Source organism: Mesorhizobium sp. M0522 (assembly GCF_040321085.1).
Classification (GTDB): domain Bacteria; phylum Pseudomonadota; class Alphaproteobacteria; order Rhizobiales; family Rhizobiaceae; genus Mesorhizobium.
On sequence record NZ_JAMYQW010000022.1, the window covers coordinates 80,620 to 107,406 of the forward strand.

Here is a 26,787-nt window from a genome sequence, read left to right on the forward strand (position 1 = left end):
ACTAGAACTCTCAGAATTTGATGTCGCCGCTTGCGACGGAATGCAATCCCGTCAGCGCTGGACCAACTACACTCTCGTCCGCACTTGCCGATTGCACCGCATAGACCGGATAGGAGAACTGCGGCATCTCAGGCACAAGATGCAGCCGGCCAGCCGCAATGTGAGGCTGCACTGAATTCATTCTGAAATATCCGGAGCCGCCAGTCGCAAGAACATAGTTCAGAGCGAGCGGACCGAGATCGAAAGAAATATCCGGCGCGGCACTCGGGAAATTCATCCCGTGGTGAAGTCCAAAATCCGGCCCCCAATCCATATAAACATAATCGGATTCGTCCAGCACGCGCGCTTCGGAATTGGTAGTCACAAGGACGAGCTTTTCCTCCAGAAGCAGATCGATCTTCAAACCCGGTCTGTGCGGGGGCGCGTACATGATAGCTAAGTCGACCATTCCCGACGCGACCTGATTGATCAAATCCTGCGGCACATCCACGTGTACTCGAAGCGCAATATCCTCAAGCGAGCCGCGCATCCATCGGACCCAATCAAGCAGCAGAGGTTGCGCAAGGCTGACTTCGCTGCCGACCGTCAGAACAGCCCGGCGTCCCGGCGGCACGGCAACCTGGTGAAGGGTGCGTTGCCACAGTTGGACGAACATCGGGGCGTGGCGCAGAAATTGCTCGCCGGCCGGGGTCAGCGAAGCTCCGCCTTTGTGGCGGACAAAAAGGGCCCGGCCCAGTTGCTGCTCGAGGTTGCGGATTCGTGCGCTTACCGTCGTCTGCGCAACATTCAGGCGCTCCGAGGCCCGAATGAAACTTCCGGTCGATACGATCTCGATAAAGGTGCGGGCGAGCTCGATGTCCATGACGGACATAGCATAAAAATTGCGCTTAAATGTCAATCAATTTCGCTTGCCACATAGTTAGTGTGAGCACTACGCTCGAAGAATTCCACCAAGCTTAGCGCTGGATGCTGCGCAGCGCCGGTTGGAGCGGGCGCAAGCTCTCTCCATCCTCACACATCCTTTTACCTGCAGCGCCGATACGCTCATTCCCAGCGGCGCCGGCCGCCACTGGATCGAGCGATATCGCGGCGACATCTTCGTGTTCGTGTCGGATGCAGCCGACGAGGCAATCCTCAGAAGAGAATTCTCCGGGCTTCTCGACGCTGTTGACGATACGGAGACGGACAGGACAGGACGTCGATGAGCGAAAAAATCTTTCACGAGAGAGTAAAATTGAAAAGGGCATATGAGAGCCCTGCCGCCGACGATGGCACGCGCGTGTTGGTAGACCGCCTTTGGCCGCGAGGGGTCAAGAAGACCGAGGCCTCCATCGACTATTGGATGAAAGAACTCGCGCCAAGCACCAAGCTTCGGCAATGGTTCGGACACGATCCAGCACGCTGGGAGGAATTCCGCCGGCGATATGCGGCGGAAATCCATGAGCATCGCGATGAGCTCGACCGACTACGCGACCTGATACGGCAAGGCGCCGTCACACTCGTCTACTCGGCTCATGACGAGGCCCACAACGACGCCGTTGCCCTTAGAGAGATTTTGCTGAGACGTCGATAGAGAGGTCACGTCGCTCCTGCATTGCCATTGCGTTCAAAGACATAGGGCGTGCGATCACGACAGCGACAACAAACTCGTCTCTCCGGAACCAAACCAGAGAAAATTCATCCAATCATCGATGGGCGCGCTCAGTTGAGGAGAAAACGATGAAATTCTTTGTCGATACCGCCGATATATCTGAAATTCGCGAGCTTGCTGCCGCTGGCATTCTCGACGGGGTGACCACAAACCCGTCCCTTATCTCAAAGACCGGCCGACCGATCAGAGATGTGATCAAGGAAATTTGCCAGACGATCGAGGGCCCAGTTTCAGCGGAGGTCACCGCGACCGACTTCGACGGCATGATCGCCGAGGGAGAGCGTTTGGCCGGCATTGCCGCCAATGTAGCCGTCAAGGTGCCGTCGACCTGGGATGGATTCAGGGCTTGCCGGGCACTCAGTCAGCTCGGGCACAAGGTCAATGTCACACTGTGCTTTTCAGCCAACCAGGCACTGCTCGCAGCCAAGGCAGGCGCGACCTTCATTTCGCCGTTCGTCGGCAGGCTCGACGATCTCGGTCTGGACGGCATGGAAGTGATCCGAGAAATCCGCACGATATACGCCAACGACAAATCCTTCACGACGGAAATCCTGGCGTCCTCAATTCGCACCCCTCTTCATGTCAAACTGGCGGCAATGGCGGGCGCCGATATCGCGACTGTGCCGCCCACAACACTCAGAAACCTTGCCAAACACCCACTCACTGACAAGGGACTCGAGTCCTTTCTTGCCGACTGGGGGAAGACGGGGCAAACGATCCTGTAATCACCCGGGGGAGGGGCGGGGAGGTCGCAGGCAGCTATCACAAAAATTGCACTCTATTGCCGATTAAATTCGTTTGCATGACGCCCGAAATGGCAGGAAATTGCGCGTGAAGAGCCGGTTCCGCTCTGGTCGGACGTTACCCGGAAGCGAAATCGAGAATTCGAAGACGCGCTGGCTTTGTGCGCTCATAGGCTGATTAGCCTAGCACCGCTCCGCTAGGGGCGATTTTGTATAAAATCGCCAAGGAGAAGAAAATGGCTGAAACCTATACTAAATTGATCGGGCCGGATCTGATCCAGGGCATCGCGTTCTCGGACCTTCTAGATGGCGGCAAGCTAGTCGGCTATTGCGGCGATGAGCAGGTGCTACTGGTGCGCCGCGGGACCGAGGTCTTCGCGATCGGGGCGACTTGCACGCATTACGGCGGGCCGCTTGTCGATGGTCTTGTGGTGCAGGATACCGTCCGCTGTCCTTGGCATCACGCGTGCTTCGATTTGCGTACGGGCGAGGCCTTGCGAGCGCCTGCCTTCAATCCACTCGCGTGCTGGTCGGTGCAACAGCGAGATGGCCGGATATTTGTCGGCGAGAAACTCAAACGGACGGCACCGAAGCCGCGCGACGGAAGCGCTGGCCAGGCTCCCGAGAAAATCGTCATTGTCGGTGGCGGCGCGGCTGGTTTTGCTGCGGCCGAAACACTGCGGCGCGAGCAGTACCAGGGCAGAATCGTCATGATCAGCGATGACCAAGCCCCGCCCGTCGACCGGCCGAACCTCTCCAAGGACTACCTCGCCGGAAAGGCACCGGAAGATTGGATTCCGCTCCGCGGGGGGAAGTTCTATTCAAAAAACAACATCGACCTGCGTCTCGATACGAAGGCCGTTCGCCTCGACCTGCATTCCCGCGAGGTTGTCCTCGCGGATGAAGGCAGGATTCCTTACGACAGGCTACTCCTTGCAACCGGGGCCGAACCGATGCGCCTGACCATACCCGGCGCCGACCAGCCACACGTACACACGCTGCGCTCGTTCGCAGATTCCAAGGCGATCATTGAGCGAGCCACGACTGCGCGAGGCGCCGTCGTGCTTGGCGCCAGTTTCATTGGCCTGGAAGTTGCAGCGGCCTTGCGCTCGCGCGGCATCGACGTTCATGTCGTGGCGCCAGATAAGCGACCCATGGACCGGGTCCTGGGTCCGCAAATGGGCGACTTCATCCGCGCCCTCCATGAGGAGAACGGCATTGTTTTCCATCTCGAGGACACCGCGAGCAGCATTGACGGCAGGACGGTGAAACTCAACAGCGGCAAGACATTGACAGCGGACTTGGTCGTGGCCGGCATCGGCGTGCGACCGCGGATCGGGCTCGCCGAAAAGGCGGGGCTTAGCCTCGATCGCGGTGTCGTTGTGAACGCGCTTCTGGAGACGAGCGCACCAGGGATATTCGCCGCCGGCGACATTGCGAGGTGGCCAGATCCTCACAGTGGCGAGAACATTCGGGTCGAGCATTGGGTGGTTGCCGAGAGGCAGGGGCAAACCGCGGCGCTCAACATGCTCGGCCATCGCGAGAAGTTCGTGGCCGTGCCGTTCTTTTGGAGCCAGCACTACGATGTTTCCATAAACTATGTCGGCCATGCCGGACAATGGGACGAGATCGCGGTGGACGGTGACATTGGCGCCAAAGATTGCCTGCTCCGCTTCAAACGAGAAGGGCGCACGCTGGCTGTCGCCTCGATCTTCCGCGACGTTGAAAGTCTGGAGGCCGAGGTGGAAATGGAGCGCCAAATGGCAAGCTAGCTTCGGCTTCCGAAAAAACGCGCATTCAGACTCAGAAGGGCGAAGCGGAATGTTGGTTGTGACTGAAAGGAGTTCGACTATGTCCACAGTGCAGCAGGAACTAGGTATCACCAGTGGCTTGGACACGCTTGCTCCCGTCCAGCGTTATTCAAAGATCGTGAAATTCGTCGACGAGGTCGCCAAGCAGGCGGCTAATGATGCACCGACCCTGGTTGAAATCTTCTCGGACAGCGGCCGCTGGTATTGCCGTGTTCGTCGCGGCGATGAAAAGACCCGGCCGATGGGTCCATATACCAAACAACAGGCTGAGCGGATCCAGGAAGCTCGGAGAATGTTGCTCGCCAAAAGAGGCGCCGCTCGGATCATGTTCGAGTAGGGAAGGAACCTTTGCGACCACACCGGCCGGCGGACTCCTGCTACAATGATCGTCATGACTTTTTGAATATTGCAGAGCAGGCCTCCGGCTTGCCGCGTTGGGAAGCCGCTTTTCGCCACGGGACGTCTGCTATAACTCGATGCGATCTTGGCACGGGCGAGGACGTCTCAGGCTGGATAGATGTTCCAGCATAATCAACAGACCAGACGGACCTTGTGCAAGAAATTCTCGAGCTTGTCTAGCTTGCGCGTCTGCAAGTGTGGTTTTGCCCTGTCCGCGTCAAATTATAAGATGCGATGTAAACGGCCGTTGCCGTTCTCGAAGAAAGATAAGAGCACGAATCTCGCGCGAACGCTTTGCGAGGAGGATTGGGGTTGCCACCCTTTATTGATTTTGTACGAAGTAGCCATCTACAAACCTGGATCTGATTATGGACGACACGACAACCAGAAAGGCGCTGAGCCTGAGGACGTGCGCGCCGCATTGAAGGGGTGGGCATGGTTTGGTGTTCTGATGAGCATTGTCTTTGGTGTCGCCTACGTCCTGATTGAGATGTAGTGGCCCACGAAGCAGCCAGCCTTGCGGATTGCGCGAGAAGAGGCGCGTCTGCAATGCCTTGGGCTGTGCTCGGTGCTGGTATATTTAGAACCGACTTTCGCATTCTAGCAGTTCAGAGAGTAGATTTCCGGCAGTGCTACCCGCTCGCTGCTTGAAAATGGCCGACTGAACCGTGTCATCTCGAATTGATTGCGTTAGTCGCCCTCGGTGGCGATCAACATCCAGTCGCGCTTCGTTGACTGGGTTTCGCGGGCGAACGTCCACGTATCGATCACCTCAACAATCAGCTTGGGATCGCCAGCGACGACCGAGTCGTTGGCTGAACAGGTGACACTGACCACCTCGGAAACGAAGCGAACGGCGATCTCTACGGTGCCATTCTCCTCAAGAGCGTCGATGACTTTTGCTTCACTCATGCCGATGAGGGTCAGCTGCAGCGTCTCTTCCCGATCCCGGCGCCCGGCAATCGTTCGTTCGAAGGTCTCAAGCACTTCCGGCCCGACAAGGCGTTTAAACGTTTGGATGTCGCCATCTGCGTAGGCCTGCAGGATAACTTCATAAGCCGTCCTGGCGCCGGCCAGAAACGCCGCCAGGTCAAAATTGGGATCGATGTCCCGGATCACATCCACGGGCTGGCCCGCCGATGAACTATAATCGGCAACGCCGCTTCGTTGCTCAGTCACGGCGTCGCCCCGCTTGGTCTTGTCTTCGCCCGAGCGCGGCAGCAGTTGGTCCCAACATCCCAGTAGTGCCCAATAAAACGCGACGATTGCTACGAGCAGGATCTGGTTGTTTGGATCTGTGGTCTCGTTCATGACGTTCTCCCGACAATAACAGACGCCGATTTGGAACTGGAGGCGAGTGTTAGATAATGCGCGGCAGCTTTTCCCATTGGTGGAAGGGTGGCGGCGACGGCAGCAGCCATTCGAGGGTGGTCGCCCCTTCGCCCCATGGATTGGCGCCAGCCTGACGTTTGCGGCTGAAGGCTTCCGCTACCGTGATGAAGAAGACGATAAGGCCGGCCGTTGAAATGTAGGACCCGATCGACGAGACAAAATTCCAGCCGGCGAAAGCGTCGGGGTAGTCGGCATAGCGTCGCGGCATGCCGGCCATGCCGAGAAAATGCTGCGGGAAAAAAGCCAGGTTGACGCCAATGAACATGACCCAGAAATGCAGCTTGCCCATCGTTTCGTTGTACATGTAGCCGGTCATCTTCGGAAACCAGTAGTAGAAGCCGGCGAAGATGGCGAAGACCGCGCCCAAAGACAGCACATAATGAAAATGAGCGACCACAAAATAGGTGTCGTGATACACGCGGTCGATACCAGGGTTTGCAACCATGATGCCGGTGACGCCCCCGATGGTGAACAGCAGCACGAAACCGAGAGCCCACAGCATCGGTGTCTTGAACTCTATCGATCCTCCCCACATAGTCGCCAGCCACGAAAACACCTTTACGCCGGTTGGAACGGCGATGACCATCGAGGCGAAGGCGAAGTAACGCTGGGTGTCCACGGACAGGCCGGTCGTATACATATGATGCGCCCACACGATGAAGCCGATCGCGGCGATCGCCACCATCGCGTAGGCCATGCCGAGATAGCCGAAGATCGGCTTTCTGGCGAAGTTCGAGATGACATGGCTGATGATGCCGAAGCCGGGAAGGATCATGATGTAGACTTCGGGATGGCCGAAGAACCAGAACAGATGCTGGTAGAGGATCGGATCACCGCCGCCGGAGGGCGCGAAGAAGGTCGTGCCGAAATTGCGATCGGTCAAAAGCATGGTGATGGCGCCGGCGAGCACCGGCAGCGACATTAGAAGCATGAAGGCAGTAACCAGCATCGACCAGGCGAACAAAGGCATCTTGTGCATCGTCATGCCAGGCGCGCGCATATTGAAGATGGTGGTGATGAAGTTGATAGCGCCAAGGATTGAGGAGGCACCCGAAAGGTGGATTGACAGAATGACGAGGTCGACCGCGGGGCCTGGCTGGCCATCAGTCGACAAGGGCGGGTAGAGCGTCCAGCCGCCGCCATGGCCAAGCGTGCCGGGCGCTCCTGGAACGAACATTGAGGTGATGAAAAGGATGAATGACATCACCAGCAGCCAGAATGAGATGTTGTTTAAGCGCGGAAAGGCCATATCGGGGGCGCCAATCATGATCGGCACCATCCAGTTGCCGAAGCCACCAATCAGTGCCGGCATGAGGACGAAAAAGATCATGACCAGCCCGTGGGCACTGACGACGACGTTGAAGACCCCCGGATCGCCAAATATCTGCAGGCCCGGCTCCTGCAACTCCATGCGGATCAACACGGAAAGCGCTGTACCGAAAACCCCGGCCATGATCGAGAACAGCAGGTAAAGCGTCCCGATATCCTTGTGGTTGGTGGAGAACAGCCACCTGACGACAAATCGGGGCTTGTGATCGTCCAAGGCCGTGGCTGGATTAGACATGATGTGCTTCCTGCTCTTCACTGTTGGCAGGCAAGACGACTCAACGATGGACGGCATCTGCAATCGGCCGTCACAAGGGGATCAGGCCTTGCGTGCACTTACTCATTCATCGGTGACGATCACATCCATCGGAATGTCGTGCGGCTGCGGATAGATGGTCGGGATCCTGCTGCCCGCGTAGCCGACGCCGATGACGAGAGGCCGCTTCGGCGCGGCCGCCAGGGTCCGGTCGAAGAAGCCGCCGCCATAACCCAAGCGATAATTGGCCTGGTCGAAACCGACAACGGGCGCGACGACCACATCTGGTTGGACCGATGGACCGTGTGACGGGACAAGAATGTTCCAGATGCCGCGTTCCAGAGGGTCTCCCGGTCCCCAGACACGAAACTCCAGCGGCCAGCCTTTCTTGATGACGACCGGAAGCGCAATCCGCCCGCCGCGCTCGATCACCTTTATCGCCCAGTTGCGTAGATCCGGCTCACCGCGGAATGGCCAATAGCCGCTGACGATCCGCCCACTCACCCGGCCAACAGCCAGATCGAGAGCGGAAGCGATACGCAAAGACCTCGCATTGCGTTCGTCGGCGTCGACCGCAAGACGCCCATCGATCAGACGCTTGCGTTCCGCCTTGCGCCATCGACAGACATCCGGCCAGGCTTCCTGCACAACCGAGTCGATGCCGCATCCTGGAACAAGTTCGTGCATGAAGCACGGAGGAGAGGCGTACTCTCGCGTTTCCAGGGAAACATCTTCCTGATCAGACATTGCGCGCTCCATTGACCGTTGCAGTGGAAACCATCTCGCTCTCATGGACGGTGCGCTGCGTAAAACAGGAAGGCAAATGGAATTAAATGCTGTATTGATGCAAGAATATTGCACTGAACCGAAAGCCAGAATGGACATCGACCGCGCTCGCACGTTTTTGGAAATCGTTCCTTCCGGCAGCTTTCTGAAAGCCGCCGACCGGCTCCACGTCACCCAGACCACGGTAAGCGCGCGGATACGCACGCTGGAAGAAGAGCTCGGACGTCAGCTCTTTATCCGCAACCGCAATGGCGCGCAGCTGACGCCGGCGGGCCGGGAGTTCGAGCGGTTCGCCCAGTCATTCGTGCAAATCTGGGAACGGGCACGGCACCAGTTCGCCATCCCATCGGGACGGACAAGCGTCGTTGCCTTGGGCGGAGAGCTCAGCTTATGGAACCCACTACTGCTCGACTGGCTGGTCTGGATGAAGAAGGCCAGGCCGGAAATCGCCATCCAAGCCCAAGTCGGCGTGCCGGACCAGCTCCTCGAGCAACTGAGGACTGGGGTTCTGGACATTGCGGTGCTCTATGCGCCGAAGCTGCTACCGGGTTTCAGGGTAGAGCTTCTCGTCGAAGAGCAGCTCGTTCTGGTTCGGACCACGGACAGAGAGGGGGGACCGGTCGGCTCCAAGGACTATGTCTATGTCGACTGGGGGCCGCTGTTTGCGGCCCAGCATGATGCGAGTTCTTCTGCCTTCGGCGAGCCGGGATTGATGGTCGGCCTTGGGCCGCTTGGACTGAGCTACATTCTGCGCGCCGGCGGAATGGGTTATTTTCGCAGGGGCGCCGCAGCTCCCCATATCGAGGCGGGGCAGCTGGAGGTCGTGGAAGGCGCGCCGGAATTCACCTATCCGGCCTATGCCGTGTATCCGGAAGCAAGCGAGGCGCGAGCCGACGTGCAGGAAGCGCTACGTGGATTGAAGCAAGTTGTGAAATGATCGTCCCTCCAAGCGTGAAGCCACGGTTCGCGTGCCTGGAAGGATGGATCGCCACGGATTGACCGACATGCCTTATCCGTTCCACACCATCGGTCACTCGACCCGGTCGATTGCCGAATTCGTCGCCCTGCTGCGGGTCGGAGAGATCGCCTTGGTGGTCGATATCAGGACCGTTCGACGATCGCGGGCGAACCCGCAATTCAACAGCGAGATGCTTACGGAAAGCCTGGCAGCGTTCGGGGTCGGATATGAATACATCGCAGAGCTTGGCGGACTGCGCGGCAAGGCACACGACATTCCACCGACGCTCAACGCATTCTGGATCAACCAGAGTTTTCACAACTACGCCGACTACGCGCTGTCGGCGGAGTTTCTTGGCGGCTTGGATCGGCTGGTGGCCCTCGGCAGGCAGCGGCGGTGCGCCATCATGTGCTCGGAAACGCTCTGGTGGCGCTGTCATAGAAGGATCGTCGCGGACTACCTGATCAGCCGCGGCGAGTCCGTTTTTCATCTGATGGGCCATGACAAGGTCGAGCCGGCGAAACTCACCGACGGCGTGAAGGCACGGGACGACGGAACGCTTGTCTACCCGCCTGCACAGCCTTCGGAATAGTCGAGATCTCAGGCGGCCGATGGACCAGGGTCGTTGAAACCGGTGTTGAAGCCGCCACGACTTTGTTCTCCGCTTTGTCCTGCAGTTCCTCCGAACGATGGACGACGCGGAGAACCGGTCCGTCCGGTCGCGACGAGCCCGGCTCTACACCCCCTGCCAGCTTCAATCTTTCGCGCCTTGCGGCTTCTTTACCCGATAAGCCACGCGGCTGCTGAGCGTCACGACGGTTGCGGGAATGTCATCCCGAAACATTATAACCGCGCTCGAAATCTTCCGGTCAAGGATAGTCGAGAGGATTTCGCTGCGGGCCGGATGGCGTTCCCGCATCACCTCAAGAATGGTGTAGCCCTTAGTGGTCAGTTGGCAGCTATCGATAGTGGGCATGGTGCGTCTCCAGCCGGCCCATGAAACGGGATACGGCATCAAGCGATTGATCGGGTGTGGAAAGCTACCCTGTGCCGGACTTGGATAGGCCGGCGCAGGGGTCAGACTCCCGCGATTAGGCTGCCTGCATGATTGAGGAGACGGAAGGAAACGCCCATACCTAGATGCCCGCCGCAATCGTCGAAGACGCTGGTGCGCGCCGATCGGCTGTCTCGCCTTGCAGAGCGGGCTGGCTCACGGCAAGCACGCAAAGTTCGTGCAGGCGCCCGTCGCGTGCGATCCACGTAATTGATTGTCCGGTCGAGAGTCCGATCAGCGCCGTGCCGATCGGCGTGAGGATTGAAACCTTGTTTTCGGAGATATCCGCATCGGCGGGAAAAACCAGCGTGACTGTTTTCGCGTCGCCCGTATCGGGCTTGAACGTCACCGACGAACCCATCTGGACGGTGTCAGCGGAGACCGAACCATCGGCGACGATACGCGCCCGCTCGAGTTCGGCGAGCAGTTCATCGGAAGCTTCCGGATTTCGTACAGCCACAGTGCTCGCAATCGCCGATAGACGCGCATGATCCGACTGCGAGATGCGGATGTTCGGCTTGCGCCGGGTTTTCGTGTTGTCTTGCACTTGAATACTCGTGCTTCTGCCCGGACCAGCCGCCCACCAAGGGTGCCGGAACTGAGTCAATTCGTGGAAAAACTTGCTGAAAACGCCGATGCTCCAGAAGCTCGCGCCCCTGCGGATCATGCCATGTGGATTAACGCATCGCCCCCTCGGCTCAGGGCGTATGGCAACTGAGCCGGGGGCTACATTCCCGCTATGGGACAAACCCGGAAAAGAAAATCGCGATGAATTTTGACTGCGGCGTTCATAAGACCATAGTTGGTGAAGCAATCCGGGAAGTCAAGCCAGCCACCTCGGTGCACCTTGGCGGGCATCAACCCCAAGTTAGTCAGGGCGAGCACCAAGCAGCGTAGTTATCACCAGCTCTCTTCCGGCCCTGTTTATCCCGGTCCCGCTCGGTCTTTCTTCCGCCAATCCGAGGAAGACAAGCCGTTCGGCCAAGACTTTCGATAGAGATGGGTAAGGTCCGCGGTTCATTCTCTTGAGTGCCGTTTGCTCCTCTTCGGTGAGATCGTTCCAGATAACCGGCATTGAGGGCCACCCTTCTTGTTTGCACTGTCAAGCCGATGCCGATTCTGGATTGTCCAGCGATCGGCTGCGACCGTGAATTCATTGACCCCCGAAGACCTCAATCCTATGGAGCGGCGTCCGTTCCGACGATGCCGCCCTCATTCTCCAGAACGCCGATCCGCCTGACCTCCGAGCGGTTCAGTTCAGACGAACGCCGATACCGTCGCCGTTCTCGGCAATGAAAACGGCGCCTGCGTTTTCAAGCGCGGTCTGCAGCGTGCCGCAGACATCCTGGTCGGGAAGGCTGATCCGCGCTCGAATTCTTCGATGATCAACGCATCCACGGCCGAATTGCCGGAGAGCTTTTCACGGGTCCATTCGACCAGCGCGCGCGCGGCACGGCATTGAGCACCAGTGGTGACCCGTGTGCTGGGAAGATACGACCAGTTCAAGCCAGCAGATGTGCCAGCAACGCCCTCAGTTGGGCCGGCTTCAGCGGCTTGCGCATCAGCTCGATGCCGGCGGCGCGGGCGGCCTTGGCGACATTTTCCGAGCCGTCGGCGGTGACGATGAGGGCCGGCACGGCGCGACCGAGATAATCACGGACCTCAGCGATTGTGGTGGTGCCGAGGTCGCCGCCGTCGAGATGCTGGTCGGCTATGACAATATCTGGCAACCAGTCGGTATCGCCAAGCAAATCGAGCGCGTCACCGGTCGAGGTGGCGGGGCGCACCAGGCATTGCCAGCGCTCGAGCAGGGAGGTCATCGCCTGCAGCACGTCGATGTCGTTCTCGACCAGCAGCACCCTTGTGCCGAACAGACCGTAGCCGCGCGGCCGCTCCATGTCGACGGTGCTGGCGATTGGATCGGCCGTGTCGCCGATCCCGACCGGAACGTCGATATGGAAAATCGTGCCATGTCCGACCTTCGACGAAAACGTGACGGGATGGCCGAGGGCCGCGGCGATGCGGCGCACGATGGCCAGCCCCAACCCCAGCCCGCCGGCGGCAAGCCCGGCATCCGTCGGGATCACGCCGCGATGGAATTCCTCGAACACCGCCTCGCGCTGGTCGTCGGGGATGCCGCAGCCGGTATCGGCGACATCGATGCGGATCGTGTCGCCGCGATGCCTGGTGCCGACCAACACGCCGCCCGAGCGGGTATAGCGCAGTGCATTGGACAGGATGTTCTGCAGGATGCGGCGCAGCAAGGTTCGGTCCGAACGAACGAGCGCATTGACCGGCCGGAACTTCAGCGTCAGCCCCTTCATCTCCGCAACCGGCTGAAAATCCGAGCGCAGAGACGAAAACAGCGTCTCCAGGCTGACATCGGTGATGTCGGGCTGCACGACGCCGGCATCGAGCTTGGAAATGTCGAGCAAGGTGCGGAGCAGGTCCTCCATCGTCTCCAGCGATCGCTCGACCTGGCGGACCAGCTTTCTGCCTTCCTCGCTGGACTGTACTTCGGCAAGCGCCGAGACCGACAGATGCGCGGCGTTCAGCGGCTGCAGCACGTCATGGCTGGCGGCCGCCAGGAACCTGGTCTTGGATAGGTTCGCCAGCTCGGCGTTTTCCTTGGCTGCGTTCAAGTCGATGTTCGACTGCTCCAGCCGGCGCAAGGTCGAATGCAGCTCTTCGGTGCGGCTGCGCACCCGGCTCTCGAGCGAAATGGCGGTCTGGAACAGCGAAAAGGCATTGCCTTGCTGGTCCATGGAACGCTCGACGCGGCTGATCAGCGCGGCGTTGATCTTCTTCAGCCTTTCCAGGTCGTCGATGTTCCTGAGCGGCATCCCGGATTTCCTACTCTGCCGCTTCGGCCGCCTTGCGTTCGCCGAAGGCGATGCCGGTGAAGGTCTGGTTCAGATGCATCGAACGGTACTGTTCGCCATAGGTGCCGAAGCCGAGGACGTTGTTGACCTTGTAGAGTTCCGAAATCTCGCGATAAACCTGCCGATTGCGCGCGTCGAGCCGGCGCAGCACGCAGTCGAAACCGAGGATCAGGTCGATGCCGCCAAGCCTTTCGCTGACGTCGCTGAGGGCGGCGCGGGTCGCCTCGACCATGTCCTTAGGCTGGGCGACGGCAAGCACGACACCATCGTCGATGGCGCAGAAGAACGACAGCGAGCCGTCCGCATGCATCTTCTGGATTGAACGGCAGTAAAATTCGCCGCCGACTTTCACCACCACCGGGTGCGAGGCAAAACTCAGTGGCGTCAGCATCTGCGCGACGACGCCGACCGAGGCGGCATATTCCTCGGCGGCAATGGTGGCGTTGAATTCGCGCACGATGCGGTGGTCGGGATCGGATGCCGTCACTACCAGCTTCTCGTCGGTGGGAACGAAATTGTCGGTCTTGAACACGTGGAAAGGAATTTCCGTGGTGATCAGCACGATGATGGCGCTGTCGGAGGTCACTTTGCCGTTCGAGATCAGCCGCGTTGTCTCGAATTTCAAATCATCGCCAGCCGACCCGCCGATCAGTGGGATGTCGTCGAGCCCCCAATGGATGGCGGAAGTCACCGCTTCTTCGGCATAAGACAGGCCGTCGATCAAGCAGAGCGCGAAAGTGGTGTCGGCTCGCTCGTGCCCGAGGCGCTCGTGTAACGAACGCCTCAGCGCCTCGACTTCGCCGGTAATCCCGTCCATGCCCGATGAGGACAGATTTTCGACCATGGTGCTGGCTGCCGAAAACGATACGGAGGGAAGCAGCATAGCCAGGATCTGGCCTTCCTCCAGCCCCTTGGGCGTTATCTCACCGGCTGTCGAGCAGCCGGCATAGTGGAGCGCCGGCGCGTGGGTCTTCAGCGCTTCCGACAGGGCGACGGCCTCTATGAGGCTCTGCGAGAAAAACAGGAGGGCAAACCCGGCGTCAATGGCCGCTGCTTCCGCTGCCACCGCCCGGGCGAACGCATCCGCGTCAGATTCGTCGGTGGTGAGCACCGAAACGCCGCATGCATAGCGCGTCCGTGACTTGGCCAGCGGCTTCCTCCTCCATTTCCTCCAACGCTCTTTTTGTGCGCGTCTGGCGCGCCGGCGTCGAGGTCATTGTTGTCTTGAAGCGGTGCTTTGGCAATGAGCCAACATGATGGATTTGAACTTTCTGCCGTTTGACGGCGTCCGCGCAGCCAGTCGCAGACGAAAGGCCGCATCGCACCGCCATCCGTGCAACGAAGGCCGAGCTGAATTTGCCGCAGGCGAATGTCCACGGATCACGGCTGGCAGGCTCGACGTGCCAAGAATGGGGCAGGATATCGCGCTTAGCCGTTGCCGCTTTGGCCAGGGTGCCAGTCTAGCCTGGCGGTTGTCGTGGTCAATCCGGGGCAGGTGACAGCCTACGCCAATGCGCTCGGCAAGCGGGCCAGGACCGACACCACCGATGCTGCTGTAACGCTGCCTTCGTTGGGTCGAGCAAGCGGCAAGTGCCCGTTGCGCGGCACCGAAGCCGAGGCCCTGGCCGGGCTCGTCGCTCGCCGCCGTCAGATTGTGCGGATGATCGCAGCCGAGAGAGCTATGCCCGTACCGCCATGGCAACGCAGGCACCAAAGAGCATCCGACAAAAGGAAAAAGACCGGCTGGAGAAGGTGTTGTTTCGCGGTTATTTCCGATCGCTTAGACTCAATTAGGCGACTTTGAGATCTTTCATCGCCTTTTCAACGACATCCTTGATCGGCCTCGATACATCTTCGGCAGCCTTGGTCGTCACGGCCTGAAATTCCTTGGCCTGCTCGACGGTCTTTTCGAGCTGCGTGCGCAAGAAGGCAGTCTGGAGTTCGATGAACTCGGACGGCGACTTCACGGCAACCAGGGCTTCGAGGTGCGAGAAGCCGGTTTCGGCATTGGCGCGCAGAGCAGCAATTGTCTTCAGCGACAACTCGTTGCCGACGGTCTTGGCGGTTTCGAAGCTCGACTGCAGAGCCTTCTGGGTCGTCTCGGTGCCTGACGCAAATTTCGCATAGGCTTCTTTCGACTGCTCGACGCCCTTTCCGGCGACAGCGCGGACCTGGTCGGCAGCCTTCGACGCGTCGAAGGTGGGGAATGAGGTATTTTCAACGGTGTCAGCGGTCTTGGCCATAGTTTCCATCCTTTCCGGTGGACGGCCTTTCACAAAAGCCGTCTCGTTCATTTACGAAACTGACGTTACGGCATTTATAGTGCATTGCAATATTTTTGTGCGACGCACCATCCCACTTCCAGCGTTCCGAGGGGGCATGCGGAGGGTCGGTGGCATCTCGAGATCGCCGGTTCTGCAGGAAGAACTCTTCTGGACGGACCACCTGATCCAGCATAGCCTCGCAACAGAGCACGACGTTTTGCCACCTGGGTATCTACTTCAGCCGCTATTCGGCAACCGTCCAAGTCTACGTCAACGAAAGCGTTAAATTCGTGCGCCGCAAACTTTCAGTCGGCGTACCCGCTGGGCACAAGGCGATCGCTTTCCTTAGCGCGCCATCGAGAAGTTGCCTCGATATGGCGGTGGTTGACGCGAAGGCGCGCCTCTACCGCTTCCAGTGCGCCGTGAAGTGACCACCCTTGGTGGTCTATCGGTTAGCCAAGTTCCGGATCAGTGCGGATGCCTGAAGAAGACAACCGCTTCCTATCATCCAGGCATACAGTCCCACATGATCCGACGGGCTGAGGCCGGTGGGCAAATGCACGATACGCATTCGAACCGACTCATCGTCGATCACCAACTCAACGGATCGAAGATCCGGTGGCACGTTTCCGGGAATTGCCAAAATTGGGGTGTCCTTGTCCCAGACCAAGCTTGTCGCCAGCGACTCTTCATTATAGGCAACCGAAACATCCGCCCTGTGCCCCGGTGGGCGCCAAAGCTCCAGTTTGAGGTCATAAACGCAGCCTGTCAGACGATTTTCGACCGGCACCATCCAAGGTTCCAAGGTGGCGGCCGTCGTGTCGGAAATGCCACGAGACCCACCTATGGTTTGGAGCTGACCAGCGGCATTCCCCAATAGATCCGAAATCGCAGTCAAACTCGAAGAAGCGCCCGCCGCCCCGTTAGAGGTTGATCCAGAACCCGATGCGTCGTCAGTCACCACAACATCCGCAGGTCCCGGCAACGCAGTGACCGAGCCGTCGTCACCCATCAAAGTGACAGTCGATCCACCCTCGATATGCACGAGGTCGCCCAGTCTGAACAGTTTGCCGAGCTGAGGGCTGTCCGCGGGAGGATCGACAGCGACAACGACATACTCGCTGGCCGCAAGAGCGCTCGAGCAAGAACCAACTGCTGCGATGGCCGCAGCCAGTAGGAAAATGATTTTGGGTTGCCGATACATGACGCACGTTCAACCATACGCTTGTTTTACTTGCCTTCAAGATAGATCCTATCGCCAGCCTCACCCTGCTTCAGTCTTCCAAGGTGATAAGCAACGAGGCCATCGTTGGGATATTGAATGGCCAGCGATGCAAAGGCAGCAGCGGCAGTCTTGTCACGCGCGGACATCAGCAAATAAGCTTGCGAGTAAGCCTCCACCATCTCGCGATTCATACGCCCGTCCTCCAGCAACTCGAAGGCTGAGATCCACTCAGTCTTGCCTTTCAGACACAACACACCGGATGGCCGAAGCAGGTAGTCATCGGAAGAGTTCGCCACCTCCTCGCTGATGCAGTTCATGGTACCTAGAAACTTGTTCGCGCCTTCGAGCCTGGCAGCGGTGTTCACCGTATCGCCCATGGCCGTGTAGTTGAAGAATCGATTGCCCCCAAAATTTCCGACAACTGCAGGTCCTCGATGGACGCCGATACGAGTGACGCCAACGTCGTGGCCTCTAGACTTTACATCTGTCCGAAATCTTCGAGACATCGCGACGGTAGCGAGCGTTAGTTTTAGGGCCCTTTCGGCTTGGTCCTCCTGCACACCCGGTGCACCAAAAAAACCAATGACTGCATCGCCTATCAGTTTGTCTATCGTGGCTCCATGTTCAATGAAGAGACCACAAACCGCATCGAGGTATTCATTCAGAACCGTAGCAAATACCTCTGGTTCCGTCCGTTCGCCCAAACTGGTGAACCCCTCAAGGTCGGTGAACACGCACGTTATCAAGCGTTCGGATCCGCCGAGGCGCAGTGACGCCGGCTTGCTGACTAGCTCTGCCACGACTGCCGGGCTGAGATACTGAGAGAACGCGTTCTGGACGAAACGCCTTTCTTTCGAGTCCCGGTGCCATGCCAGAATTGCGACGAATCCGGAGAGCCCTAGCAGCAGCATCGACGGCGCGACCATTGGTAACAGAATCCCGGCCTTGGCAAACGCGGTTGCTTCTAAGATCAAAACCGAAACGACTGCGCCGATGATGACCATAGGTTTCACCAGCACTGATATGCGGAGCCAAGCGACCCAGATGCAGAGCGCCGTCGCGAGAACGAAGGGCCCAAACGCCGCCACCGCCCCCGGCGTAATGATTTTGTCGCCCTTGATCAATCTCGCCAGCGCATTGGCATGAATAACGACACCCGGCAGCGCTCCGGCAACAGAGCCGTTCAGCACGGCAAAGGGGGTTGCATGACGATCCTGCAGCGGGAGGTCGACGCCGATCAAAACGAACTTCCCGGCGAACCAGGCCGGGGGCGCGAAAGCGGCGGCGTGTGCCGGATATATTGTCCATCGTGCCGGATGAATGCCTGTAGCCCGATAGTAGACCATCTTCTCCGCAGCTTGCGATGCCGATATGCCGGCGGTCTGCGCGAGCGCTGATGCAAAGCTAGGTTGCCAGTTGCCATTCACCACGCGCCCTGGAAATTCTTCCCGCACAACCGCGTCGACCCTATCATGAGACAGGGCGGCCAGTCCGCGGATGGCGCTTGGCGCGAAGCGACTAAGATACGACAGTTGCTTGTCGGTAAGGTCGTCCTCGTGTGATGCAGATGCGACAATTACCGGACTTTCGGCCGCCTCGATAACCTCAGCTAGGCGCCGATCCTTTTCTGCCTCGGTTGGCTGATCGAAAAGCAAGTCAATGCCTATTGTTCTCGGATGAGCCTTATCGATTCTCTGCACAAGGTCGGCCAAGGCACCCCGATCCAGCGGCGATCTATAGGGAAACCTTTCCAATGTCTGCTCTGTGATCGTTACGATCACAATGTCTGTCGGGGGCGCGACGAAGGGCGAGATGGTCGTCATCAAGACGTCGCGCAGCAGTTTCTCGCCTGAGGGAGAGAATGTGGCAATGCAGGCGCCCAGAATGAAAAAGAATCCGAGCGACGCGAGAAGGCGCCCTTTTTGAACGATTCCGATCGGCGTGAAGACGGCCAAGCTGCGTGCAATTCGTTTCGGTGTCTATCGGCGTGAATCTACACAGCATAGACCGCTGACGAACTGTGGGCTAGCGGTGGGCCCTTCGCTAGATCCGCTGGACTTGACACTGCGAAGCACCGGGCTCAGTCTCGCAAGTCTGCTCCGGTTTTATCCTGTCCATCGACTGGTGAATCCGCTGCATGAGCTGAGACTAAGGATATACAGCCATGATGGCGCTTCGCTTCGCCATTGCGCTTCTTCTAGTTTCGCTGAGCGCCCAAGCGTGGGCAGAACGGCGCGTCGCGCTGGTCATCGGTAATTCTGCCTATAGATACGCGGTTCCACTTTCCAATCCAAAAAATGATGCGGTGGATATGACCGCAAAACTGCAGGCGTTGGGCTTTGAGGTGGTTGCAGGCGAGGACCTCGATCTGAGCGGGATGCGCGGCACGGTTCGAGATTTCATCGGCAAGCTGGATGGTGCCGACATGGCGCTTCTCTTCTATGCCGGCCATGGCGTCCAGGTGAACGGCACCAACTACATGGCTCCCGTTGATGCGCGCCTATCCACATATAACGACCTCGACTTCGAAGCCGTGCCCATGGACCTCGTCTTGTCGGCCATGGAGCGAACCACGAAGGTCAACCTGGTATTTTTGGATGCTTGCCGGGACAGTCCTTTCTCACAGAACCTTGGGCGCTCGATGGGTACGCGATCAGGGTCGGTCGGTCGGGGCTTGGCAAAGCTAGGCACGGGCGTTGGATCGCTCATAGCCTTTGCAACGCAGCCCGGGAACGTTGCGCTGGACGGCGAGGGAAGGAACTCGCCGTTCACATCTGCGCTGCTGAAGAATCTTGGTACGCCTGGCCAGGACATCTCCCGCGACCTCATCAACGTCCGTAGGGATGTGCTTGAAGCAACCGACGGCAAGCAAGTGCCATGGGACAACTCCTCGCTGACGGGCGACGTCATTTTACAACCGTTGTCCGGAAACACCGCTGTCACGGCGGGTGCGAAAGGAGGGGACGTAGAAGTCGCCTATTGGGAGACCATCAAGGAAAAAACGGACAAGCGCTTCTTTGAGGCCTATCTCAGACAGTATCCAAGCGGCGCCTTTGCGGCGTTAGCCAGCTTGAAGATCGACGAGATCGAACAGGCAGCAACAGATCGTGGCAAAGCCCCCTCGATTTCCATCGAGGGCGTGGAGGTTGCAGAAGCTCATCCTGATTTAGATGTGACGCAAGCTTTGGCTGATCCGCGCGCGTTGACAAAGGCAACGCAAACAGAGCTAACGCGAGTCGGCTGCCTTGTCGGACAGGCAGACGGCAAATGGGGACCGGGAAGTCGGAAAGCTCTTCAAGCCTTTGCCGAGCAGCGGGGATTGAAGCTTGCCAGCCTGGAGCCGACGAAAGAGGTGTTGCGCGCAATCAAGAATATCCCAGAACGTGTCTGCGCTCCGGTCAAGGTAAAGGCTTTTGATGGCGCGTGGGCACTGACGCGGCGCGCAGGTAATTCCGCCTGCGATTACACTGAACAGTCAACGACAATCTTTATCGATGGAACGGAAATTTCCGCGATGGTGCCTTTGGCCGGAACAATCACCGCCGACGGGGCATTCGACATCTATTTAAGTTTCGTCGATGACGATGGTGCGCCAAGGCAAAACCATATCATCGGCAGGCTTCAAGGTGCGAAAGGCAGCGGTGAGTTTTCTCGAGTCGGAGGCGAGTGTGCAGGTGTCGTAAGACTTGACAAGCGTACTGAATAGGGCCGGCATTTGCGGGTCCGTGCAAACGCCGACCAAACCATTCGGACGTGGTCCGTCTCATTGAACCAACGTTGAAGTCGCGTGGACTTTGCCGTCGTCGCGCACCTCGTAAAATTTGTCGTTGTCAATGTAGATAAGATGACAAACTGGTTTACCTTGGTCTTGTGAACAGGCCTTGTCACCGTCGAAAGTCAAGGGAACTTTGACCTTTATCTTAGTTTTGTTGTTCACCAAAGCTTCGCCAATGATCTGTTTTTTCTTCCAGTTCCAGACAAGAGTGGCAGTTATGGCAGCTCCAGCGTCGTATATAATTACATTTACCTTTTTCCCATTAGCAAAAGTCTTAAATTCTTCCATCGATGCTTTCTTCGCGCTACTTGGTAGATCCTCGGCCCAAGCGGACATAGCAAGTGAAAACGTAGCTGCGACAACAAGCGATAACAGTTTCATCCTATCCTCCCCATCCCCCGCCGGTTTGACTGACATGTCTATATATTCTTAAGCGAGGAGACTGAAAATTATCATGATAACAAGCTTTCAAGAAGCGGAAATCAGCGCGTCCTAGATGTCGTTGGGTACATTTGCTCAAGTTGAGCGAAGCCGCACATTCTAGCATGTTCCCTAGGATTTGCGCTTAAGCCAACGCGTTCTCGGTGTTTACAATGCGCAGGCCGCCCGAGCGTGTGATGCGCGGTGTTTGGATTGCGAGCCTCATTGCACTTACCGCCGCCTATCTTGCCGACCAAGCGGGCCCTGAGGGCATCGTCTCGAAGCGTGCCGACAGCCCGTATCGAAGCGGCCCGACGACGAATTGGCTGAAGACGAAGAGCTTCACAGACCAGGAATACGAACTATTGGGCGTCGAGCGCGAGCCGGGCAAGGCGGCATTCGCCTTGCTGGCGAAGCCCGGTACCGGAAAAATATGCCGGTTCGGCCTTCATCACCTTGAACCAGGAGATGCGCGAACGGCTGTGGAAGCGTGTCCAAGAGCACGCCGGGCCACCGCCGAAGGGCATAAAGCGGCCGGCGACCATGGGTCAGGCCGGGGTGAAAGCCCACGTCAAGCATCTACGGGGCGAGTTCGGATTTCGCCACGCCTCACTGCAGGATTCAGAGAGGAGTGATACCTCCAGCGAACACGGCACGAATTAGCCGGCCTCGCCTCGGACCTTCGACGCCAGTGTGCCAGCATGATTGTTTGTCGAGGAGCATTACTCAACGCGCTTTGGCCCGGGTCATTCTCGCACTCGACTTTTTACTGATTCCATGGGCGGATGGCCCCGTTGGGGGAGCCGCAGACGCGCTCGGCCGAAAGTGTCTGGCATTTGGTCCGAGATCGATCGGGTCGAAGCCAATTTCCGCCTGCCGCGCTTCACGCTATTGCAAGACATTCAAATTTGAGCTTCCGCACTCATGCTTTGTCGAGAGTATCTCCGTAGGTTTTAGCCGTTCTGAATCGCCGTCGGCGACGATGACGACGAAATAGGAGAACGCAATGGCTCGCAATCACGTTGAACGTCTTGGAGAGTTTAGGGAAATCTTGGTCGCGACTCGACGCGAAGGAGTTCGTAACGTGCACCATACTCGCGACGCAATGCGGGCAAGTGGCTTTCAGATCGGGGACAGCGACGGCTCCAGCTACGGAGCCGAGCTGAAGGTGCTCCAAGAGGAAATTGAGGCAGTCGATCGCGCCATCGAAGACGAGAAGCGGTTGGCCCTGGCCCTCGAGAGCGCGGCTCAATCCCGCCGACCGACTAAACCGAGAATCGTGAAGGGAACATAGAGTCCGGTAAGGCCCTTGGCGCCCGTCGCGTCGATCGCCTTCGGTACAGTGTCGGGCTCGTCGCCGCCGTGGTGCAGCGCCCAAAGCGGACGTTTCGCTTTCGGCCCCTAGTACTGCGTAGAGCATCTGCTCGGCAAAAATCGCTCCTGTGAACTCCGACCTCGTATGGCGGACCAACAGGTTCGGCCAACATCAGGTGAGATGTAGTCCCAACAAACATGCAGTTCAGACAATCGATTACGCGTCTTTGTTGAAGTCGTGCCCTGCGGCCGATCCGAAAGGATCAGCCGCATCCGGCATCCATCACCTTCACTGACTGAAACACGCTTGAAAAAATCGGGCCCGTGTAGACTAAGTTGCATGGACTAAGTCAGAGGCCCGCAATGCGCACCGTCAATATCCACGAGGCCAAGACGCATCTGTCTCGTCTTGTCGACAGGGCGGCCAAAGGCGAATCCTTCATTATCGCCAAATCCGGCAAGCCGATGGTCAAGGTCGTTGCCATAGACGCACCTGCGGCCGGCGAAATGCGTCGGGTGGGGTTTATGGCCGGGCGGTTTTCAGTTCCGGACGATTTTGATCGCATGGCCGATGACGAAATCGAGAAGCTGTTTGGCGGCGATGCATGAAACTTCTTCTCGATACCCATCTTCTGCTCTGGGCGGCGGGCGAGCCCGAAAAGCTCCCGCCCGCAGCCCTCGCTGAGATCGAGAATGCCGATAACCACTTGACGTTCAGCGCCGCACGTCTCTGGGAGATTGCCTTTAAACGCGGTCTGGGCCGCCATGACTTCAGGGTCGATGCGCGTCTTTTACGTCGGGGCCAGATAGACAATGGCTATCATGAGCTGCCAATCACCGGCGAGCATGCCATTGCGGTGGAGGGGCTTCCACCCATCCACAAGGACCCCTTCGATCGGATCCTGATTGCTCAATCGATTGTGGAAGGCATTACTTTGCTGACCGTCGACGATCGGGCCGCGCGGTATCCTGCGCCCGTCCGTCGTCTCTGATCAAGCTGGACCGCAAGCCCCTTGGTAGGGTAGTCAGCTATCGCTTCAGACCACCCATGAAAGCCTTTACTCGAGCAGAGTCGACTTGGTTCCACCAGACGCCGTCGTGCTTCAGCGCGCTGGCGATGATGACCCCGTCGACAATGGCAAGGATATCATTGGCGTTATCCGGGGTGACACCGCTGCCGACCAGCGTCGGCAGGCCGGCGGCCTGCTTGATCATACTTATGTAGCCCAAATCCGCGGCGTGGCCGGTGCGCTGGCCAGTGGCGATGATGGCGTCGGCGTCGAAGAAGACCAGGTCCTTGACCAGTTCCTCCACCGGGCGGTCGGCGACGATGGCGTGTGCGCCGTGCTTGACATGGGCATCGGCGAAAATGCGGATGCCGTTGGCGCGCAGCCTGGCGCGATAGCGTGCCGCGCGGCCCGATTCGCCTTCGACAAAGCCCTCATTGGCGACGTAGGCATTCGCCCATTGATTGACTCGGACGAAGCCGGCGCCGGCTGCGCTGGCGATCGCCAGGGCCGGGATCGCGGCATTGGCCAGCACATTGATGCCGATCGGCCTGCCGAGTTCGCGGCGGATGCGGTCGGAAACGACCGCCATGTAGGCCGCCGTCTCCGGGCCGATATCATCAGGCTTGGCGAACGGGATGTCGCCATGGTTCTCGACGATGACGCCGTCGCAGCCGCCGTCGAGATAGGCCTTGGCGTCGTCGAGCCCGCGCCGGTAGATCGCCTCGATAGCTTCGCCGTCATAGCGCGGCGCGCCGGGCAGCGGCGCCAGATGAACGACGCCGATCACCACCTTTGTGCGGCCGAAAAGGTCCACGAGCGCGTCGCCGCCAGATTGGCCGACCTGGGTCATGAGAGCTCCATTTGATCGATGAGCGCCGCCATCTCGGAGGCGGAAGGACAGGATGCCAGTGTGCCCGGCCGTGTCACGGCGATTGCGGCGGCGGCGAGCGCCAGCTTCAGCGCCGAGATGACCGGCATGCCCCGGGCAAGCCCACCGGCCAGACAGCCGCAGAACACATCGCCCGCGCCGCTGGTGTCGAGCGCTTCGACTCGCGGCCCCGGCAAGCGAAGCGGTTCCGTCCGGTCCGTGCCAAGCACGATACAGCCTGCGGCACCGAGGGTGATTACGACGGTGCCTGCGCCTTTGGCCACCAGCGCGCCAGCGGCTGCTGTCATGTCATCCCGGCCGGTCAAGATTTGCGCTTCGGATTGGTTGACCACCAAAACCTCCGCCAGGCCGAGATCGGGCAGCGAGGCCGTGTCGATCGGGCTGGCGTTGAGAACGGTGCGCGCACCGTTTCCCTTTGCTGCTCTGAGGCAGGCATTGGTCACGGCAGTTCGCAAATTTCCCTGGCAGACGAGGATGTCGCCGGGGGCGATCCAGCGGACAAGTGCTGTCTGCGTCACCGGATCGAAGGCTTCGCTGCAGGCGACGCCGCTGACGATGAAATTCTCTCCGCCTTTATCGACGACGATGGTCGAGCGGTCGCTCGGCAGCTCGAATTCGCTCACCTCGAGGTCTGACAGCTCGCCGTCAAGGCGGCTCCTCATCCACGCGCCAGCGGGGTCCTTGCCGAGCGCCGTCCAGAACGTCACCTCTGCACCAGTCCGTGCTGCTGCGACCGCCTGGTTGGCGCCCTTGCCGCCGAGCCCGTCGGCATAGCTCACAGCATTCAAAGTCTCGCCCGGGGCAGGGAAGCGGCCGACGCGAAACACGGTATCGACGCAGGCATTGCCGACGACGTGGACATGCATGGCTCAGCTCTCACCGGTCGCCCAGCCCAGCATCTGTTCGAACAGGGTCTTGTAGCCTGGCCAGGCGATGAATTGCGGCGGCAGCCAATGCGGCCCGACATCGGATGTCCAGGCCACGGTGCGGCCCTTGCCGTAACGGCCGGTGACAAGCAGCGGCAGCGAGCCATAATCCGACGACACACTGGCCAGGACCTCGGCCCCATCCTTCAGCGTCACCTCGTTAAAACCGAGCAGGATCGGCCAGTCCGAGCCGAGGCCCCTGAGGATGGGATGGCTCGACCCTGGTTTCGGCACCGGCGCAAAACCTTCGGGAACCTCGACGCGGTCGTCGTAGGCCAGGCAATTCACCGGCAGCACGTCCTCGACCGGCGTGGACCCAGGTGTCGGGATGCAGCAGCAGCGTGTTGGCGCCGATGTCGGAGAGCACGACCGCGTCATAGGCCGACAGCGCCTCTATGGTCTGTGGAAAGCCGCGCTGCGCCTCATGCGCCGGCATGAACGTGACGTCGAAGTCGGTCGCCTTCAGCGCGCCCAGCAACTCGTCTGCGCCGGTGTGGTAGGTAACGGTCGGAAACTGGTCGAAACCCTTGATATGGGTCGCGGTCGACACCCAGGATTCGCCGGCAAGCAGGATCTTCTTCTTGGACATTTGAACTCCAGTGTAATTCCAGGCCGCTTAGAGCCGCGCGAATACGCTTTTCGGATTGACGATCAGCATGCGGTCGATGGCCGGCTGCTCGACGCCGCGTTTCAGGCGCGGTATGAAATGCTTCAGGATATAGCCATAGCCGAAGCCGCCGAAGCGCGTCAGCATGATCTTGAGGAACACATCCTGCGACAACAGCAGGCGGTCGCCGAAGCCCGCCTCGACAAGGGCGGCGATGGCGCGTGCATTCTCCTCGTCGGAGGGCGATTGCGCGTCCTGGTCGGCGTAATAATAGTCCATGCCGATCATGTCGTATTCGAGGAACGCGCCGCGCCGGGCGAGGCTTTTCTGGTAGTCGGGATCGTCGTGGCTCGGGTTCATGTGGCAGAGCACGGTGTGGCGAAGATCGGCGCCTTCGGCCTCGACGATATCGAGCACCTCGTGCGCCAGCCGCTCCCAGCCAGGCAGATGGATCGACAGCGGCACGCCGGTTATGCGCGAGGCGCGCGCCGAAGCCCGCAGCGACTTGCGTTCCTCGGCGGTGAAATCCTTGCTGACGCCGACTTCGCCGATCAGCCCGGCCATGATCGGCGGCTGCGTCTCGCCGCCGCCGACATCGTTGACGATGAACTCGGTCACGGCGTCCACATCCATCGCCTTCAGCCATTCGGGATGGGTGTGCTCGAGATAGAAGCCGGTGCCCATGACGATCTTCAGGCCGGACATGCGGCTGATGCGGGCGAGCTTTTCGGGGGCGCGGCCGATGCCGATATTGGTGGCATCGACCACGGTGTGGCCGCCCAGAGCGCGATAGCGCTGCAGCTCAGACAGCGCCAGGTCGGCGTCGTCGAGCGAGACGTTGTCGCGGTTGACGTATGGGTTCATGCGCAACTCGCCGATGATCTCGATGTTCACCGGCTGCTCGGCGATCGCCATGTCATCGGGATGGCAGGGGCATTTCCAACTGCGCGCGCCATCGAGCAAGATGTGCTCGTGCATCAGCGTAATGCCCATCTCCTCGACCGGAACTGGGCCGAGCACGGTCATCACATGGCCAGTATAGACCCCGATCGCCAGCCGCTGGCCGGGCTCTGCGTTATCGAACAGACCGCTCATCGGC

General features: G+C 59.2%; 28 protein-coding genes and 1 pseudogene. 11 read left to right on the forward strand and 18 right to left on the reverse strand.

The genetic code is table 11. From position 1 onward, the window contains the following. Positions 1–10: 10 nt before the first annotated feature. A complete protein-coding gene (locus tag NKI58_RS22125; RefSeq protein WP_352594959.1) occupies positions 11–862 on the reverse strand; it encodes a LysR family transcriptional regulator in 852 nt (283 codons plus the stop codon). A 339-nt stretch (positions 863–1,201) separates the two neighbouring features. Between NKI58_RS22125 and NKI58_RS22130 the strand changes: the two genes are divergently transcribed. The 5 genes from NKI58_RS22130 (at position 1,202) to NKI58_RS22150 (ending at position 5,100) form a co-directional block, all read left to right on the forward strand. Beyond that, positions 1,202–1,573 (forward strand): DUF488 domain-containing protein, encoded by a 372-nt coding sequence (locus NKI58_RS22130; protein WP_352594961.1) that lies wholly within the window; start codon positions 1,202–1,204, stop codon positions 1,571–1,573. Positions 1,574–1,719: 146 nt separating this feature from the next. After that, complete coding sequence (fsa, locus tag NKI58_RS22135) at positions 1,720–2,376, forward strand: fructose-6-phosphate aldolase (protein ID WP_352594963.1); 657 nt, start codon at positions 1,720–1,722, stop codon at positions 2,374–2,376. A 254-nt stretch (positions 2,377–2,630) separates the two neighbouring features. Beyond that, positions 2,631–4,166, forward strand: coding sequence for an FAD-dependent oxidoreductase (locus NKI58_RS22140; protein ID WP_352784987.1), 1,536 nt, complete (start codon positions 2,631–2,633; stop codon positions 4,164–4,166). A 79-nt stretch (positions 4,167–4,245) separates the two neighbouring features. Further along, a complete protein-coding gene (locus NKI58_RS22145) occupies positions 4,246–4,542 on the forward strand; it encodes a hypothetical protein (RefSeq protein WP_352594968.1) in 297 nt (98 codons plus the stop codon). 180 nt (positions 4,543–4,722) lie between these two features. Further along, positions 4,723–5,100, forward strand: coding sequence for a hypothetical protein (locus NKI58_RS22150; protein ID WP_352594971.1), 378 nt, complete (start codon positions 4,723–4,725; stop codon positions 5,098–5,100). 194 nt (positions 5,101–5,294) lie between these two features. Here the strand turns inward: NKI58_RS22150 and NKI58_RS22155 are convergent, their stop codons facing one another. From NKI58_RS22155 to NKI58_RS22165, 3 genes are all read right to left on the reverse strand, one after another. Beyond that, positions 5,295–5,915, reverse strand: coding sequence for a Tim44/TimA family putative adaptor protein (locus tag NKI58_RS22155; protein ID WP_352594974.1), 621 nt, complete (start codon positions 5,913–5,915; stop codon positions 5,295–5,297). A 49-nt stretch (positions 5,916–5,964) separates the two neighbouring features. After that, positions 5,965–7,560 carry a cytochrome c oxidase subunit I gene (ctaD, locus tag NKI58_RS22160; RefSeq protein WP_352594977.1) on the reverse strand — a complete coding sequence of 532 codons (1,596 nt, stop codon included), beginning with the start codon at positions 7,558–7,560 and terminating at the stop codon, positions 5,965–5,967. A gap of 102 nt (positions 7,561–7,662) precedes the next feature. Continuing rightward, positions 7,663–8,337: a 5-formyltetrahydrofolate cyclo-ligase gene (locus tag NKI58_RS22165; RefSeq protein ID WP_352827874.1), complete on the reverse strand. Its 675-nt coding sequence runs from the start codon at positions 8,335–8,337 to the stop codon at positions 7,663–7,665. 31 nt (positions 8,338–8,368) lie between these two features. Here NKI58_RS22165 and NKI58_RS22170 point away from each other — a divergent pair, with 31 nt between their 5' ends. Together NKI58_RS22170 and NKI58_RS22175 are read left to right on the forward strand one after the other, a co-directional pair. Next, positions 8,369–9,301, forward strand: coding sequence for a LysR family transcriptional regulator (locus NKI58_RS22170; protein ID WP_352594982.1), 933 nt, complete (start codon positions 8,369–8,371; stop codon positions 9,299–9,301). Between the two features lie 67 nt (positions 9,302–9,368). After that, entirely contained in the window at positions 9,369–9,914 is a 546-nt protein-coding gene (locus NKI58_RS22175) for a DUF488 domain-containing protein (protein WP_352595032.1), read from the forward strand. A 162-nt stretch (positions 9,915–10,076) separates the two neighbouring features. Here the strand turns inward: NKI58_RS22175 and NKI58_RS22180 are convergent, their stop codons facing one another. The 8 genes from NKI58_RS22180 to NKI58_RS22215 form a co-directional block, all read right to left on the reverse strand. Beyond that, the gene (locus NKI58_RS22180) at positions 10,077–10,298 is read right to left on the reverse strand and encodes a GreA/GreB family elongation factor (RefSeq protein WP_352594984.1); all 222 of its coding nucleotides are present in this window, start codon (positions 10,296–10,298) and stop codon (positions 10,077–10,079) included. Positions 10,299–10,458: 160 nt separating this feature from the next. After that, entirely contained in the window at positions 10,459–11,043 is a 585-nt protein-coding gene (gene rnk / locus NKI58_RS22185) for a nucleoside diphosphate kinase regulator (protein WP_352594986.1), read from the reverse strand. Positions 11,044–11,633: 590 nt separating this feature from the next. Next, the gene (locus NKI58_RS22190) at positions 11,634–11,882 is read right to left on the reverse strand and encodes a hypothetical protein (RefSeq protein ID WP_352853756.1); all 249 of its coding nucleotides are present in this window, start codon (positions 11,880–11,882) and stop codon (positions 11,634–11,636) included. After that, positions 11,879–13,219 (reverse strand): ATP-binding response regulator, encoded by a 1,341-nt coding sequence (locus tag NKI58_RS22195; protein ID WP_352594988.1) that lies wholly within the window; start codon positions 13,217–13,219, stop codon positions 11,879–11,881. The genes NKI58_RS22190 and NKI58_RS22195 overlap by 4 nt, the downstream gene beginning before the upstream one ends. 10 nt (positions 13,220–13,229) lie before the next feature. Then, positions 13,230–14,369: an FIST N-terminal domain-containing protein gene (locus NKI58_RS22200; RefSeq protein WP_352594991.1), complete on the reverse strand. Its 1,140-nt coding sequence runs from the start codon at positions 14,367–14,369 to the stop codon at positions 13,230–13,232. Between the two features lie 679 nt (positions 14,370–15,048). After that, on the reverse strand, positions 15,049–15,510 hold the full coding sequence (locus NKI58_RS22205) for a phasin (RefSeq protein ID WP_352594994.1): 462 nt from the start codon (positions 15,508–15,510) through the stop codon (positions 15,049–15,051). A gap of 457 nt (positions 15,511–15,967) precedes the next feature. Next, the gene (locus NKI58_RS22210) at positions 15,968–16,726 is read right to left on the reverse strand and encodes a hypothetical protein (protein WP_352594996.1); all 759 of its coding nucleotides are present in this window, start codon (positions 16,724–16,726) and stop codon (positions 15,968–15,970) included. Positions 16,727–16,752: 26 nt separating this feature from the next. Then, positions 16,753–18,702, reverse strand: coding sequence for a CHASE2 domain-containing protein (locus tag NKI58_RS22215; protein ID WP_352594999.1), 1,950 nt, complete (start codon positions 18,700–18,702; stop codon positions 16,753–16,755). Between the two features lie 209 nt (positions 18,703–18,911). Here NKI58_RS22215 and NKI58_RS22220 point away from each other — a divergent pair, with 209 nt between their 5' ends. Next, on the forward strand, positions 18,912–20,453 hold the full coding sequence (locus NKI58_RS22220) for a caspase family protein (RefSeq protein ID WP_051406215.1): 1,542 nt from the start codon (positions 18,912–18,914) through the stop codon (positions 20,451–20,453). A gap of 57 nt (positions 20,454–20,510) precedes the next feature. On the opposite strand, the gene NKI58_RS22225 is transcribed toward NKI58_RS22220, so the two are convergent. Both NKI58_RS22225 and NKI58_RS22230 read right to left on the reverse strand, forming a co-directional pair. Then, complete coding sequence (locus tag NKI58_RS22225) at positions 20,511–20,903, reverse strand: hypothetical protein (RefSeq protein ID WP_031212493.1); 393 nt, start codon at positions 20,901–20,903, stop codon at positions 20,511–20,513. A 401-nt stretch (positions 20,904–21,304) separates the two neighbouring features. Further along, a complete protein-coding gene (locus tag NKI58_RS22230) occupies positions 21,305–21,487 on the reverse strand; it encodes a hypothetical protein (protein WP_352595001.1) in 183 nt (60 codons plus the stop codon). Positions 21,488–21,948: 461 nt separating this feature from the next. Between NKI58_RS22230 and NKI58_RS22235 the strand changes: the two genes are divergently transcribed. The 3 genes from NKI58_RS22235 (at position 21,949) to NKI58_RS22245 (ending at position 23,248) form a co-directional block, all read left to right on the forward strand. Then, complete coding sequence (locus NKI58_RS22235) at positions 21,949–22,236, forward strand: hypothetical protein (protein ID WP_023679221.1); 288 nt, start codon at positions 21,949–21,951, stop codon at positions 22,234–22,236. Between the two features lie 383 nt (positions 22,237–22,619). Then, positions 22,620–22,865, forward strand: a complete 246-nt coding sequence (locus tag NKI58_RS22240) for a type II toxin-antitoxin system Phd/YefM family antitoxin (protein ID WP_352579659.1) — start codon at positions 22,620–22,622, stop codon at positions 22,863–22,865. Beyond that, positions 22,862–23,248 carry a type II toxin-antitoxin system VapC family toxin gene (locus NKI58_RS22245; RefSeq protein ID WP_352595005.1) on the forward strand — a complete coding sequence of 129 codons (387 nt, stop codon included), beginning with the start codon at positions 22,862–22,864 and terminating at the stop codon, positions 23,246–23,248. Before NKI58_RS22240 ends, NKI58_RS22245 begins: the two co-directional genes overlap by 4 nt. A gap of 37 nt (positions 23,249–23,285) precedes the next feature. Here the strand turns inward: NKI58_RS22245 and NKI58_RS22250 are convergent, their stop codons facing one another. From NKI58_RS22250 to NKI58_RS22265, 4 genes and pseudogenes are all read right to left on the reverse strand, one after another. Then, positions 23,286–24,116: a BtpA/SgcQ family protein gene (locus tag NKI58_RS22250; protein ID WP_352595008.1), complete on the reverse strand. Its 831-nt coding sequence runs from the start codon at positions 24,114–24,116 to the stop codon at positions 23,286–23,288. Next, on the reverse strand, positions 24,113–25,021 hold the full coding sequence (locus tag NKI58_RS22255; RefSeq protein ID WP_352827880.1) for a ribokinase: 909 nt from the start codon (positions 25,019–25,021) through the stop codon (positions 24,113–24,115). Before NKI58_RS22255 ends, NKI58_RS22250 begins: the two co-directional genes overlap by 4 nt. A 3-nt stretch (positions 25,022–25,024) precedes the next feature. Next, positions 25,025–25,670, reverse strand: a pseudogene (locus NKI58_RS22260) (glutamine amidotransferase). A gap of 27 nt (positions 25,671–25,697) precedes the next feature. Then, positions 25,698–26,783, reverse strand: coding sequence for a phosphotriesterase family protein (locus NKI58_RS22265; RefSeq protein WP_352827882.1), 1,086 nt, complete (start codon positions 26,781–26,783; stop codon positions 25,698–25,700). Between the last annotated feature and the right edge of the window lie 4 nt (positions 26,784–26,787).

Bases quoted from the DNA above. Each gene is read 5' to 3' on its own strand.
- NKI58_RS22125 (WP_352594959.1), bottom strand. From the start codon at position 862: ATGGACATCGAGCTCGCCCGCACCTTTATCGAGATCGTATCGACCGGA.
- NKI58_RS22130 (WP_352594961.1), top strand. From the start codon at position 1,202: ATGAGCGAAAAAATCTTTCACGAGAGAGTAAAATTGAAAAGGGCATAT.
- fsa (WP_352594963.1), top strand. From the start codon at position 1,720: ATGAAATTCTTTGTCGATACCGCCGATATATCTGAAATTCGCGAGCTT.
- NKI58_RS22140 (WP_352784987.1), top strand. From the start codon at position 2,631: ATGGCTGAAACCTATACTAAATTGATCGGGCCGGATCTGATCCAGGGC.
- NKI58_RS22145 (WP_352594968.1), top strand. From the start codon at position 4,246: ATGTCCACAGTGCAGCAGGAACTAGGTATCACCAGTGGCTTGGACACG.
- NKI58_RS22150 (WP_352594971.1), top strand. From the start codon at position 4,723: ATGTTCCAGCATAATCAACAGACCAGACGGACCTTGTGCAAGAAATTC.
- NKI58_RS22155 (WP_352594974.1), bottom strand. From the start codon at position 5,915: ATGAACGAGACCACAGATCCAAACAACCAGATCCTGCTCGTAGCAATC.
- ctaD (WP_352594977.1), bottom strand. From the start codon at position 7,560: ATGTCTAATCCAGCCACGGCCTTGGACGATCACAAGCCCCGATTTGTC.
- NKI58_RS22165 (WP_352827874.1), bottom strand. From the start codon at position 8,337: ATGGAGCGCGCAATGTCTGATCAGGAAGATGTTTCCCTGGAAACGCGA.
- NKI58_RS22170 (WP_352594982.1), top strand. From the start codon at position 8,369: ATGGACGGTGCGCTGCGTAAAACAGGAAGGCAAATGGAATTAAATGCT.
- NKI58_RS22175 (WP_352595032.1), top strand. From the start codon at position 9,369: ATGCCTTATCCGTTCCACACCATCGGTCACTCGACCCGGTCGATTGCC.
- NKI58_RS22180 (WP_352594984.1), bottom strand. From the start codon at position 10,298: ATGCCCACTATCGATAGCTGCCAACTGACCACTAAGGGCTACACCATT.
- rnk (WP_352594986.1), bottom strand. From the start codon at position 11,043: ATGATCCGCAGGGGCGCGAGCTTCTGGAGCATCGGCGTTTTCAGCAAG.
- NKI58_RS22195 (WP_352594988.1), bottom strand. From the start codon at position 13,219: ATGCCGCTCAGGAACATCGACGACCTGGAAAGGCTGAAGAAGATCAAC.
- NKI58_RS22205 (WP_352594994.1), bottom strand. From the start codon at position 15,510: ATGGAAACTATGGCCAAGACCGCTGACACCGTTGAAAATACCTCATTC.
- NKI58_RS22210 (WP_352594996.1), bottom strand. From the start codon at position 16,726: ATGTATCGGCAACCCAAAATCATTTTCCTACTGGCTGCGGCCATCGCA.
- NKI58_RS22220 (WP_051406215.1), top strand. From the start codon at position 18,912: ATGATGGCGCTTCGCTTCGCCATTGCGCTTCTTCTAGTTTCGCTGAGC.
- NKI58_RS22225 (WP_031212493.1), bottom strand. From the start codon at position 20,903: ATGAAACTGTTATCGCTTGTTGTCGCAGCTACGTTTTCACTTGCTATG.
- NKI58_RS22230 (WP_352595001.1), bottom strand. From the start codon at position 21,487: ATGGTCGCCGGCCGCTTTATGCCCTTCGGCGGTGGCCCGGCGTGCTCT.
- NKI58_RS22235 (WP_023679221.1), top strand. From the start codon at position 21,949: ATGGCTCGCAATCACGTTGAACGTCTTGGAGAGTTTAGGGAAATCTTG.
- NKI58_RS22240 (WP_352579659.1), top strand. From the start codon at position 22,620: ATGCGCACCGTCAATATCCACGAGGCCAAGACGCATCTGTCTCGTCTT.
- NKI58_RS22245 (WP_352595005.1), top strand. From the start codon at position 22,862: ATGAAACTTCTTCTCGATACCCATCTTCTGCTCTGGGCGGCGGGCGAG.
- NKI58_RS22250 (WP_352595008.1), bottom strand. From the start codon at position 24,116: ATGACCCAGGTCGGCCAATCTGGCGGCGACGCGCTCGTGGACCTTTTC.
- NKI58_RS22255 (WP_352827880.1), bottom strand. From the start codon at position 25,021: ATGCATGTCCACGTCGTCGGCAATGCCTGCGTCGATACCGTGTTTCGC.
- NKI58_RS22265 (WP_352827882.1), bottom strand. From the start codon at position 26,783: ATGAGCGGTCTGTTCGATAACGCAGAGCCCGGCCAGCGGCTGGCGATC.